This is a genomic window from Helicobacter acinonychis, from assembly GCF_900461455.1.
GTDB lineage: Bacteria > Campylobacterota > Campylobacteria > Campylobacterales > Helicobacteraceae > Helicobacter > Helicobacter acinonychis.
Genome location: NZ_UGIA01000001.1, coordinates 710902 through 722200 on the forward strand (window position 1 = coordinate 710902; position 11299 = coordinate 722200).

Here is an 11299-nt window from a genome sequence, read left to right on the forward strand (position 1 = left end):
TTTTATCGTGGAGTAAGTTAAAACGCTTGTTATTTTAGTGTAATTTAGGCAAGCTTACCCTTAAAATCACTCTTTTTATCCATGATTAACACTTTTTTAAAGAAAATAAACAAAGCCTTTACAAAAACGCTTCTAATTTATAGGCTTTTTTAGATTCTTTTTTCAAATCCATATAAGCGTTTAAAAGCATGTAATCTTCAAAAGGCAAGATCTCTAGATGCTCTTTAGCTAGATCATTCATTTCTAATTCTAATAACACAAACAAAAAAGCTTTTTGAGCCTTGTCGTCTTCTTGGCTTAAAATCTCAAAAAACTGGAACCATTTATCTGGGACAAGGAATTTTTGCGCTTTTTGCGCGAGCTTTAAATAATCATTCTTATCATAACCCACCTTTTTGCAAAGCTCTGAAATCTTTAAAGTATCTGTGTTTAAGGATTTTTCAAAAAAGGCTTTTAGAAAAGATTTCACGCATTCTTTATTCAAGTCATCTTGCATCGTCTTCAAAGCCTTTAAAATCTCTTTTTTATCCCCTTTTTGAGCGATTTCTATGAATGCATAGCGGCGCAAGTCTAAAGGGATTTGCTCGTTTGTTAAAACCTCAAAGGCGTTTTTTAAATCGTTATCAATGAAAGCTTTCAAGCGTTTAGAAAAATAAGCATGCTCATAAGCTAAAGAGTGCTTGGTGTGATCTTTAGGCTCAAGGGTGTTGTTTTCTATATTGTGGTAATGCTTAAAAAGGTTATCCACTTTTTCGCACCCACTATTTGGCGTGTTTAAATCAGCTTTTAAATCATAGCGGGCTAAGATTTGAGAAAGGTTTTTAGCAAGATCGCTTTTAAATTTCGTTTTTAAAAAAGTCTTTTGAGTGTCTTGGGATAGAATTTGTTTGAGCAATTTGTCAAAATCCCTTTTTTCATGGTATAGGCGGATTTTTTGGCTAATATTGTGTTTGAATAAAAAAACCCATGAAAAAAAAGCGAACATGCCCAAAACACCCATAAGCCATACCGCTATGGGAAGGTTAAAACTATAACTCCCTAAATTGAAAGCATAAGCTTGCGGATCAATACTATAAACAAACACGCCAAAACCCACAATAAACAAAAATGCAAAGATAATGTAAAAACGCATGTGCACCTCCTATTTATGGTATGGATGCCTAAAAATAATGCTTAAAGCCCTATAAATTTGCTCGCATAAAACAATCTTAGCCACTTCATGGCTAAAAGTCATCTCGCTCAAACTCCAAGCTTGACAATCTTTTAAAAATTTTTCTTCAAAGCCATACGCTCCAGCGATAAAGAAATTAATATTGAGATAATTTTCTAACATTTTACTAAACGCAAAGCTATCGCCTCTCTCAGCTTTAGGGTGTAAGGCAATATTTATTGCTTTAGGGTTTAAATACGGCTCAAAGGCTAGAGAGTAGCTTTTTTGAGCGAGTTCTTTAGAAATTTTTTGAGCGTTGGCTATGTTTTTAGGGAATAAATCCACTAATTCCAACTCGCAACCAAATTGTTTGCATTGCTTTTGATAAATTTTCACCAATTCTAAAGGCGAACTTTTAGCGATAGAATACACCACACAACGCATCAATCTTAAAACTCTAAAAAACCTTTGAAGTCTTATGCATCATCATAGCGATTAAATCGCTCAAAGTTTTCTTCAAATCCTTTCTGTGCACAATCATATCAATCAAGCCATGCTCTAGTAAAAATTCCGCTGTTTGAAAGCCCTCAGGCAAATCCGCCCCTATAGTTTGCTTAATCACCCTAGGCCCTGCAAAACCTATCATCGCCCCTGGCTCTGCGATGATTAAATCCCCTAAAAAAGCAAAAGATGCACTAACGCCCCCATAAGTGGGATCGCTTAAAAGCGAAATAAAAGGGAGCTTAGCCTCACTTAACCTATTCAAAGCCGCACTCGTTTTAGCCATTTGCATAAGCGAATAAGTGGATTCTTGCATCCTAGCCCCCCCACTCGCTGAAACAATCAATAACGCTTCTTTTTTAGTGACCGCACGATTGATCGCTCTTACAATCTTTTCGCCCTCCACAGAGCCTAAACTCCCCCCCATAAAGCTAAAATCAAACACCACGATCTGTAAAGGCATGCGGTTGATTTTAGCCTCACCGCTGATCACGGAGCTTGGGCGGTTAGTCCTTTTTTCGTATTTTTTAATGCGTTGCTTGTAGCTTTCTTTATCAATAAAATTTAAAGGGTCATTAGGCCATAAATACTTGTCGCACTCTTGAAAACTCCCCACATCGCATAAAAGATCAATCCTTTCAGTCGCACTCATGCGGAAATGGTAATGGCATTTCAAGCACACATTATGCTTGCCAAACACTTCTTTATAATACATTAACGCATAACATTTAGGGCATTTCACCCAATGGCTTGGTTGTTCGTTCTTACTCGGTACTTCTCGCAATTTATTTATCTTAAAGTTTTTAAAGAAATCTGCAAATCCCATGTTTTTCCTTAATTTTGCAGTTTTACTTAGTGATTGTATCCAAGTTTTGCTTATAATAAAACAAAATTAGCTTAAGAGTAGTGATGCAAGGGTTTCTTTTACAAATACAAAGCATAAGAGATGAAGATTTAATCGTGTGCGTTTTGACTAAAAACCAACTCAAAACCCTCTATCGTTTCTATGGCAAACGCCACAGCGTGCTGAATGTGGGGCGTAAGATTGATTTTGAAGAAGAAAACGATGATAAGTTTTTACCCAAACTAAGGAATATTTTGCATTTAGGCTATATTTGGGAAAGAGAAATGGAGTGCTTGTTTTTTTGGCAACGCTTTTGTTTTTTATTATTCAAGCATTTAGAGGGCGTGCATTCTTTGGATAGCATTTATTTTGACACTTTAGATGATGGAGCTAACAAACTCTCTAAACAGCACCCCTTAAGAGTGATTTTAGAAATGTATGCGGTGCTTTTGAATTTTGAAGGGCGCTTGCAAAGTCAAAATTCTTGTTTTTTATGCGGCAAGAAATTAGAAAATTCTGTCGCTTTAGCGCAAGGGTTTATTTTAGCGCACCCCTCTTGTTTGAAAGCTAAAAGCTTGGATTTAGAAAAAATCCAAGCTTTTTTTCGCACTCAAAGCACGATTTTTTTAGAAATAGAAGAAGTGGAAGAATTGTGGTACACGCTTAATTTAGGGTTTTAAAAGGTTGAAAATGAAATTTAAATTTTTGAATATGGATAATGAGAGCGGTTTTATTTTGATTGAAAAGGAATTGAAGCGATTGAAACTTTTTTCTCAAGTCAAAGAAGATTGTATTGAATTAGAAGGCGAAAATGTAGAGCGAGCAAGGGTTTATCTTAAAACGCTTTTTAACTCTAACATTGTGGAATTAGACGACAATAAAAAGAGTACAAACGCTTTAATAGAGCGCTTGAGATCTTTAAATTTAAAAATCGCAGTGGCTGAAAGTTGCTCTGGGGGGTTATTATCGCATGCATTCACTTCCATTAGTGGGGCTTCAGCGGTTTTTATGGGGGGCGTTGTGTGTTACAATGAAGAAGTCAAGCGCGAATTATTAAAGGTCAATGCCACAACTTTAAAAGTCTTTGGGGTTTATAGTGAAGAATGCGTGAAAGAAATGCTATCCGGCGTGTTTTTAAACTTTAAAGTGGATCTAGCGCTTGCGATCAGTGGGGTGGCTGGCCCCAATGGGGGGAGCAAGGCTAATCCGGTAGGCACAATCTATATCGGTGTGCAAAGATTAGGATCTCACGCTCTGATTGATCGTTGTTTTTTTGAAGGCGATAGAGAGAGTATCCAAAATAAAAGCGTAGAGCATGCTCTAAACATGCTCACTAGGATTTTATAAACTACCTTAATACACAAACATGACCAAGCTCTTTTTGAACCACTTTAGTGATATAAGCGATTTCATTATCGTTAAGGTTTTCAACGCTCGCTTTCAAATACCTTTTGATTTGCTCAATCTGGCAACCCTCTAGCTTGATTTTCACCACAGCCACTTGAGCTTTTAAATTCGTGTAAGTGTCAGACACTTGAATCTTAGTCGCTAGGTAATTATAAAGAGCATAGTTGATATTCCTAACCGCTTCATCGCTCTCATGGAATTGCTCTGCAAAGCGTTTTCTATACCTTACCATGATTTCATTAAAATCCACGATAAGGTTCAATTTAGCGTTTAAGGTCGCCTGCTCAATCCCTAAATACTTGTTATTGACAGGGATATACGCCACGCCCATTTCTTCATAAGGGACCTTAGGGTCTTCAAAAACCCAAGCAGGTGCGTCAGACAATTGTGATCGCATGCCCTTTAAATCAGAGACTAAGATCTCATCGTCTCTTAACAAGCCTTTAGCGTTCAACGAAACGCCTAAAAATACCCCTAAAGTAACGCTTAATATAATTCTCTTTAACAAAATACCACCCCTTAATTTTTTGTGATTGTAGCTAAAAAACTTATGATTTGCCTAAAATTATAGCCAAGTGATTGCATGATTTTTGGGTTTTCGTGATTTTTGACTCGCTTCTTTCACCCTCTTACCCAATGCAATCAAGCATGCGATTTTGGGATCATTGATACGCTGACTCAAAACCTCCCCCACTTTTAACGCATCAAAACCCCCAATAATGCAACTATCCAATCCCATCAAGCTCACGCCCAAACAAATTTGCCCCACTGCAATATAGCATTGCTCCAAAATATAGCTTTCTAGTTTTTGCATGCTGTGATTAAACCTTAAATCAAGCATTTGAGCAAAAGAGAGAAGCGTCCGAGATCTATAAGGCTCATCATAAAGGTTTTGCATGTAATGACCGTTAGGCAATAATTCAACAGGTTTTAAAGAGCACACCACCACCAACGCTGAAGCACTTTCAATCATGTCTTTATTAAAATAGCTGTGTGCTGCAATTTGATTTTTTAAATCTTTGTTAGTAACCATCACAAAATGCCATGGCTGTGTGTTGTAAGAGCTTGGCGATAGTCTAGCGATCTCAGCGATTTCTTCTAATTCTTCGCTAGAAAATGTGTAATGTTTATCAAACATTTTGCAAGAATGGCGCTCGTTTAATAATTGTTTCCGTTTTTCTTGATTCAAAAACTTCATTAATTTTCCTTTATTTTTTTAGAATTTTTTGTAGCATACAATAAAATCCCTAAAGAAACAATTACCATAAACAGGCTCAAAATTTGCCCCATGCTCAAATTCAAAAAATAAACCCCTAATTGGCTGTCCGGCTCTCTATAAAATTCCGCAATAAAGCGCATCAAGGAATACCCCAAGCCATAAACCACGATGAGCAACCCATGCGTTTTGGTGTGTTTTTTAGCCCACATTACCATTAAAAACACAATAACCCCCTCTAAAAACGCTTCAATCAATTGGCTAGGATAACGCAATTCATGATCCACCACAATGCCTATCATTTGCCCTAAATGGCTATCTTTAGGGACAATCCTTCCTACAAGCTCCTGGTTTAAAAAATTCCCAATCCTCCCAAAAACATACCCTAAAGGCAGGCTAATCGCAATCAAATCCAAATAAATTAAAAGCTTTTTCAAATCCTTGCGATTATAAAGATATGAAGCGATCAAAAACCCCACCAACCCCCCATGATAGCTCATCCCACGAATACCAATAAAATTCCCATGACTATCAAAAGGGTTAAAGATTTGCCAAAAATGCGTCAAATAATAACTAGAATTAGGCTCATAAATAAGAATGTATCCTATCCTTGCCCCTAACACAATGCCAAGCTCCGCCCATAAAAAATAGCTTTCAAAATCCTTTCTTGCAACTGGGAATCGTTTGGGATCTTTTTGGATCATTCTTAACGCCATGTAAAATGCGATCACAATCGCGCACGCATACGCCAAACCATACCAATGCACTTCAATACTACCAAGACTAAAAGCGATGGGGTTAAAGCGCTCATAAATCGTATTCCAAGCGTTCATGATAATCCTTAAAATTCAAATTCTTTAGGAGCGATTGCTTCAAATTCATACCCCAATAACGCAATTTTATGTGCATGGAGCATCAAGCGTTTGGCTGAACTTGGCTCATTATTATAGAGCGTATCGCCCATAATGGGGTGGTTGATATGCTTTAAATGGACTCTAATTTGGTGGGTTCTTCCGGTTTTGATTTCCACTTTTAAAAGGGTTTTTTTATTGATGATTTTTAAGGGCGTGATTATTGTGATCGCTTCTTGCCCTTTTTTAGAGATCTTGCTAAACGCTTTAGTGGTTTTGATGGTAAGAATGGGGGCGTTGATTTCTTTCTCTTCTCCTACAATCCCTTGAACGAGTGCTAAATATTCTTTTTTAACAGCCCTTTCTTTAAAAGCCTTTTTAGCTTTCAAGTGGAATTCTGAATTTTCTTTCACCAATAGAATCACCCCACTTGTCTCTTTATCCAAGCGGTGCAACAGCGTCCAATCCTTGAAAAAAGAAACTAAATCATAGCTCTCTATAAAAGGGGGTTTAAAAAGGGCTAGAATGTTTTCATCCTCAAAAATCACGCTGGGCTTTTCAATTTTTTGGACATTAAAGTGCATGTTTTGGGGTAATTCCTTTCTAGCAACGCTCAATTTTTTTCCCCCTATGCTCACTAACCCCAAATCAATCAAAGCTTTAGCTTTTTTGTGCGAAATGTTTTCTTGAACGCTCAATAATTTATAAGCTTTTTCCATATTTATCCTTTTTAATATTATCCTTTAATGAATGCGAGCAATTCGTTTAAATCATGCCCATTTTCTAAAAAACGCACCACGCCCAAATTTTCATAATCCAAAAGAGCGTCTAAAAGATTCTCTTTTTGAACGATTTTATAAGGTTTAACCAATTCAAACAACGCTACTTGGTTGAAAAGATATTCCCCTGTGATCAAGCGCGTGTTAAAAAACGCCGGCTCTAAAGGGTTATGCCCCCCCATTTTGACAAACGAACCCCCTAAGATCACCACATCAGCGATCGCATAAAAGTTATTCAATTCCCCCAAGCTATCCACCAACAAAATATCGCATTCTACAAAACCCTTTAAAGAAAAGCATTCCAAACTAAAAGGTGTCGTTTTTAAAGCATCTTGCAATAAATTTTGCACGCTTTTAAAACGCTCTGGGTGGCGCGGCACGACGATCAGTCTTGCGTTTTTAAAAGTCTTTTTAAATTCCAAAAACGCTTTTAATCCTAACTCTTCTTCACCCTCATGCGTGCTGGCTAAGATAACATTTAAAACGCTAGGGTTTTTGGGGTAAAACGAAGTGATCACAGGCTTTGAAAAACGCTTGATATTCAAAAAATCCACCACTTTTTTAGCCCCTAAATTCAATAGTCGTTTTTTATCATCCTTGCTTTGCGCTAAAATCAAATCAATGCGTTTGAATAAAAGCACATAAAAAAACGAAAAACGCTGGTATTTAGGGTAAGAGCGAACGCTGATGCGAGCGTTAATGAGCATGGTTTTTGCCCCTAATTTTTGAGCGCTATCAAACACATTAAACCACAACTCTGCTTCTGTAACCACTAAAGTTTTTAAGCGTTTTAAGTTTTTTTTCCATGCAAATAATAAAGTTTCAAAAGGCAGATAATGCACTTCTATATGTTTGGAATGCTGATAAGTTTGAACGGCTAATTGAAAACCGGTATTAGTGGTAACGCTAATTAAAATCGGCTCTTTTAAAGCTTGAATGATTGGCTCTAATGATTTGACTTCCCCATAAGAGCATGCATGGAACCAAAAAACCGGCTCGCTTTTTAAAAGATTGTCTTTTAAAAAAAAACGAGCCTTTAAAGAATGGCGGTATTTTTCTTTAAAACTCCAAAAAAAGATGAAAGGCACACCCACAAGATGCCCTAAAGTCAAACATAAAAGATAGAAAAACTTAAACAATCAAACTGATTCTTGGCTTTCTTTTTGGCTTTCTTTTGGAAGTTGAGTGCTGTTTTCATACGCACCCTCAATGTATAAAATACGCCCACAATACGGACAAGTGATAATATCCCCACTCGTTAGCACTTCAGTATAAATCTTGTCATTCAAGCGGATAAAACAACCCCCACAAGCCTGTTTTTTGATTGTCACAATGCTAGTGTTTTTTGCCCATCTTCTAATCCTTTCATAAAAGCTATAGATTTTAGGCTCGGTTTTTTCCACTAATTCTTCTTTCTTTTTAAAGATGATTTGTTGGGTTTCTTTGATGTTTTTCACCTCGTTTTCTACTAAGCTTTCTAATTCAAGCACTAATTTTTCAAGCTCTAACATTTCTTTTTTCAAACTCTCTTGTTTTTCGCTTTTATGCTTGATTTCATTTTGCAAGTTTTCAATTTCTTTATTGGCTTGATTGGAGCGCTCTTTAGCAATGTCTTCTTCAATGTTTAAAGAACGCAATTCCCTTTCAGATTTGATCTCGCTCATTTTCTTTTGGATATTAGCGATTTTAGCGTTGGTGTCTTGTAAGGTTTGCTCGTTTTTAGAAACTTGTAATTTTAGGGCTAATTTTTCTTCTTCTAAATTCAAGGCTTCTTTATTCTTGGCTTCTTTATCATTCAATGCCTTGTCTAAGTCTTTTCGTTTTTCTCTAATCAATGGCTCTAAAGAGTCAATTTCTTTATCCAAATGCGAAATTTCAATCAATTGTTTGAGATGGGTGTTCATAGCTTTCCTTTAAATGATTTGCAAGGGGTTTTTAAAGCTTTCTATTGTAACCAAATAATCAAAAGAATGCAAAATTTCAGCCACAATGAGTGCAAACCCTCTCTCGCTATAATAATGCGTGGCGTCAATCAAGCTTATGCCTAAAGATTGAGCGATCATAGCTTCATGGTATTTCACATCGCCTGTAATTAAACAAGTTTGCACCTTTAAAGAATAAAACATGGACGCTCCCGCCCCACACACAAACGCTAAATTTTTAATGATTTCAGAGCCTTTAGTGCACGCTAATTTTTCCACCCCCAAAGAAGATTTAATTTTTTCTACCAACGCATCAAATTCTATATTAACATCTTCTTTCATTAACATAAGACCTTTTTCTATCAAATCATCAAACCCTAAAAGCGTGTGGGCAAAATACTTGTTTAAATGCGTTTTGTCAAAATTGGTGTGCATGCTAATGACTGAAATATTTTTTTGGATCAAGATTTTTAAAATGTTACTCGGATAAGTCTCATAATCTAGCATTTTTAAGGGCTTGAAAATTAAGGGGTGGTGCGTGATGATTAAAGCGTTTTCTTGGGCGTTTAGAGCGATGTTAAGCGTGATTTCTAAACATGCGATAATGCGGCTAAATTCATTATTTTCACTCCCTAAATTCAGCCCGCTATTATCCCATGATTCCTGAAGTTCAAAAGGCGAAACACACCCTAAAACTTCCAACACTTCTTTGACTAACGCCATTTTAAGCCTTTGAGAGAGCGTTTTTCAAGCGCTCTTCTCTTTCTTCTTCTTGCCCTTTATAAAGAATTGCACACCCTTTAGCCAAATCCCTAATTTGTAAGATATAATTTTGCCTTTCAGCCACAGAAATCGCCTTTCTAGCGTCTAAAATATTGAAAAAATGCGAGCATAACACCACCCAATCATAAGCCGGTAGAGGGAGCTTGTTTTCCAAGCAATGCAAGGCTTCTGTTTGAGCGTTTTTAAACATTTCTAATAGCCTTTTGACGCTCGCTACTTCAAAATGATACTTGCTAAATTCATATTCGCTCTCTAAATGCACTTGTGCATAACGCACGCTCTCATTATCCTTTTTAGCCCATTCAATCTCTAAAATATTTTCCACCTTTTGGACATACATCGCCAATCTTTCTAATCCGTAAGTGATTTCTACAGGGATAGGGTTACAAGAAATGCCACCCACTTGTTGGAAATAAGTGAATTGCGTTACCTCCATGCCATCAAGCCACACTTCCCAACCAAGCCCCCATGCCCCTAAAGTGGGACTCTCCCAATTGTCTTCTACAAATCGTATATCATGCTCATTAAGGTTTATCCCTAACACCTCTAAACTCTTTAAATACAATTCTTGGATATTAGAGGGGCTTGGCTTGATGACCACTTGGAATTGGTAATAACTCCCCAAGCGGTTAGGGTTTTCCCCATAACGCCCATCAGTAGGCCTTCTAGAGGGTGCAACATACGCCACATTCCAAGGCTTTTTATCCAAACTCCTTAAAAGCGTAGCCGGGTGGAATGTCCCCGCACCTGCAGGGATATCATAAGGCTGGATCACCAAACACCCTTGATTCTTCCAATATTCTTGTAATTTTAATAATAAACTTGAAAAATCTTGCATGCTCTCTCCTTTAAGCGCGTCTAATCAAATCGTTCATGCTCTCTAGCACACTTTTACCCTTTAAAAGCAAGGCTAATTCGCTCGCAATGGGCGTATAAATGCCGTATTTTTTAGCGATTTCTACAATGGCGTTCGTCGTTTTCACCCCTTCAGCCACTTCGCCTAATTCTTCTAACACCACCTCTAAAGGCTTGTTTTGGGCTAGTCCCAAACCCACACGATAATTCCTAGATAAAATAGAATTAGCGGTTAAAAACAAATCCCCAGCCCCAGACAAACCTAAAAAAGTCTCTGTTTTCCCCCCAAAGAACGCCCCAAAGCGTTGCATTTCCACTAAACCACGAGACAACAAACTCGCTTTAGCGCTATTGCCTAGTTTCAAGCCATCACAAACCCCCCCAGCAATGGCTATCACATTTTTATACGCTCCAGCGATTTCACCTCCTATAATATCTTGTTGGGCGTAAGCTCTGATAAAAGAGGGGGTTTTATTGGCAAATTCTAGCGCTAAAGCCTGGTTATTAGAATGGATGACTAGCGCGCAAGGCAGGCCTTGAATGATTTCAGCCGCAAAACTCGGACCGGCTAAAAAACACAAATGGTTAGGCTCAATAAAATCCTTTGCGATCTCGCTCACAAACGCCTTGTTTAAAACTTCTATCCCTTTAGAGGCGATTAAAACTTTAGCGTTTTTGGGTAAAGAAGCGTTTTGAAACCATTCTCTTAAATGCTGCACGCTAATGGCTACGACATATAGGGATGCTTTTAAGCCTGTTTCTAAATCTACTTGCTCTATAGGAGCAGAGCCTTTAGAGATCAAGGCGTCATTGAGCTTTTTTAACGGCTCGTTTAAATCCCGCCTTGAAATGATTTTAACTTCATTCTTTTCTCCAAAAGCAAAGGCTAAAGCCCTCCCCCACGCTCCGCCACCAAACACTGAAATTTCCATTAAATTCCTAATTTAATTGATTGTATAACTTGTCATTTTACAATAATAAGTCTATTTTT

General features: G+C 37.4%; 14 protein-coding genes. 2 read left to right on the plus strand and 12 right to left on the minus strand.

The annotated features are described in order from the left end of the window. Positions 1–118: 118 nt before the first annotated feature. From DYI00_RS03330 to accD, 3 genes are read right to left on the minus strand one after another with little or no spacing between them, the layout of a single operon-like run. Positions 119–1132 carry a LapA family protein gene (locus tag DYI00_RS03330; protein WP_011577898.1) on the minus strand — a complete coding sequence of 338 codons (1014 nt, stop codon included), beginning with the start codon at positions 1130–1132 and terminating at the stop codon, positions 119–121. Positions 1133–1141: 9 nt separating this feature from the next. Then, complete coding sequence (rlmH, locus tag DYI00_RS03335) at positions 1142–1594, minus strand: 23S rRNA (pseudouridine(1915)-N(3))-methyltransferase RlmH (RefSeq protein WP_011577899.1); 453 nt, start codon at positions 1592–1594, stop codon at positions 1142–1144. A gap of 13 nt (positions 1595–1607) precedes the next feature. After that, positions 1608–2477, minus strand: coding sequence for an acetyl-CoA carboxylase, carboxyltransferase subunit beta (gene accD, locus DYI00_RS03340; RefSeq protein ID WP_011577900.1), 870 nt, complete (start codon positions 2475–2477; stop codon positions 1608–1610). An 83-nt stretch (positions 2478–2560) separates the two neighbouring features. On the opposite strand from accD, the gene recO reads away from it, so the two are divergent. Together recO and DYI00_RS03350 are read left to right on the plus strand one after the other, a co-directional pair. Beyond that, entirely contained in the window at positions 2561–3175 is a 615-nt protein-coding gene (recO, locus tag DYI00_RS03345; RefSeq protein WP_011577901.1) for a recombination protein RecO, read from the plus strand. A gap of 10 nt (positions 3176–3185) precedes the next feature. Beyond that, positions 3186–3842 carry a CinA family protein gene (locus tag DYI00_RS03350; RefSeq protein WP_011577902.1) on the plus strand — a complete coding sequence of 219 codons (657 nt, stop codon included), beginning with the start codon at positions 3186–3188 and terminating at the stop codon, positions 3840–3842. A 1-nt stretch (position 3843) separates the two neighbouring features. On the opposite strand, the gene DYI00_RS03355 is transcribed toward DYI00_RS03350, so the two are convergent. From DYI00_RS03355 to DYI00_RS03395, 9 genes are read right to left on the minus strand one after another with little or no spacing between them, the layout of a single operon-like run. After that, positions 3844–4410, minus strand: coding sequence for a hypothetical protein (locus DYI00_RS03355; RefSeq protein WP_011577903.1), 567 nt, complete (start codon positions 4408–4410; stop codon positions 3844–3846). A gap of 57 nt (positions 4411–4467) precedes the next feature. Continuing rightward, positions 4468–5100, minus strand: a complete 633-nt coding sequence (locus DYI00_RS03360) for an NAD(P)H-dependent oxidoreductase (protein WP_011577904.1) — start codon at positions 5098–5100, stop codon at positions 4468–4470. Beyond that, complete coding sequence (lgt, locus tag DYI00_RS03365; protein WP_011577905.1) at positions 5100–5951, minus strand: prolipoprotein diacylglyceryl transferase; 852 nt, start codon at positions 5949–5951, stop codon at positions 5100–5102. The genes DYI00_RS03360 and lgt overlap by 1 nt, the downstream gene beginning before the upstream one ends. 8 nt (positions 5952–5959) lie before the next feature. Further along, positions 5960–6688, minus strand: coding sequence for an RluA family pseudouridine synthase (locus DYI00_RS03370; RefSeq protein WP_011577906.1), 729 nt, complete (start codon positions 6686–6688; stop codon positions 5960–5962). 17 nt (positions 6689–6705) lie between these two features. Further along, complete coding sequence (waaA, locus tag DYI00_RS03375) at positions 6706–7887, minus strand: lipid IV(A) 3-deoxy-D-manno-octulosonic acid transferase (protein WP_104709322.1); 1182 nt, start codon at positions 7885–7887, stop codon at positions 6706–6708. Then, positions 7888–8652 carry a zinc ribbon domain-containing protein gene (locus DYI00_RS03380; RefSeq protein WP_104709323.1) on the minus strand — a complete coding sequence of 255 codons (765 nt, stop codon included), beginning with the start codon at positions 8650–8652 and terminating at the stop codon, positions 7888–7890. A gap of 9 nt (positions 8653–8661) precedes the next feature. Then, positions 8662–9393, minus strand: coding sequence for a GTP cyclohydrolase I (locus tag DYI00_RS03385; RefSeq protein WP_011577909.1), 732 nt, complete (start codon positions 9391–9393; stop codon positions 8662–8664). Between the two features lies 1 nt (position 9394). Next, positions 9395–10291, minus strand: coding sequence for a glycine--tRNA ligase subunit alpha (gene glyQ, locus DYI00_RS03390; RefSeq protein ID WP_011577910.1), 897 nt, complete (start codon positions 10289–10291; stop codon positions 9395–9397). A gap of 10 nt (positions 10292–10301) precedes the next feature. Then, positions 10302–11240 carry an NAD(P)H-dependent glycerol-3-phosphate dehydrogenase gene (locus DYI00_RS03395; protein WP_011577911.1) on the minus strand — a complete coding sequence of 313 codons (939 nt, stop codon included), beginning with the start codon at positions 11238–11240 and terminating at the stop codon, positions 10302–10304. Positions 11241–11299: the final 59 nt, after the last annotated feature.

What these genes read in the sequence shown, in the direction of transcription:
- DYI00_RS03330 (WP_011577898.1), bottom strand. Translation starts at nt 1,132, where the DNA reads ATGCGTTTTTACATTATCTTTGCATTTTTGTTTATTGTGGGTTTTGGC.
- rlmH (WP_011577899.1), bottom strand. Translation starts at nt 1,594, where the DNA reads ATGCGTTGTGTGGTGTATTCTATCGCTAAAAGTTCGCCTTTAGAATTG.
- accD (WP_011577900.1), bottom strand. Translation starts at nt 2,477, where the DNA reads ATGGGATTTGCAGATTTCTTTAAAAACTTTAAGATAAATAAATTGCGA.
- recO (WP_011577901.1), top strand. Translation starts at nt 2,561, where the DNA reads ATGCAAGGGTTTCTTTTACAAATACAAAGCATAAGAGATGAAGATTTA.
- DYI00_RS03350 (WP_011577902.1), top strand. Translation starts at nt 3,186, where the DNA reads ATGAAATTTAAATTTTTGAATATGGATAATGAGAGCGGTTTTATTTTG.
- DYI00_RS03360 (WP_011577904.1), bottom strand. Translation starts at nt 5,100, where the DNA reads ATGAAGTTTTTGAATCAAGAAAAACGGAAACAATTATTAAACGAGCGC.
- lgt (WP_011577905.1), bottom strand. Translation starts at nt 5,951, where the DNA reads ATGAACGCTTGGAATACGATTTATGAGCGCTTTAACCCCATCGCTTTT.
- DYI00_RS03370 (WP_011577906.1), bottom strand. Translation starts at nt 6,688, where the DNA reads ATGGAAAAAGCTTATAAATTATTGAGCGTTCAAGAAAACATTTCGCAC.
- DYI00_RS03380 (WP_104709323.1), bottom strand. Translation starts at nt 8,652, where the DNA reads ATGAACACCCATCTCAAACAATTGATTGAAATTTCGCATTTGGATAAA.
- DYI00_RS03385 (WP_011577909.1), bottom strand. Translation starts at nt 9,393, where the DNA reads ATGGCGTTAGTCAAAGAAGTGTTGGAAGTTTTAGGGTGTGTTTCGCCT.
- glyQ (WP_011577910.1), bottom strand. Translation starts at nt 10,291, where the DNA reads ATGCAAGATTTTTCAAGTTTATTATTAAAATTACAAGAATATTGGAAG.
- DYI00_RS03395 (WP_011577911.1), bottom strand. Translation starts at nt 11,240, where the DNA reads ATGGAAATTTCAGTGTTTGGTGGCGGAGCGTGGGGGAGGGCTTTAGCC.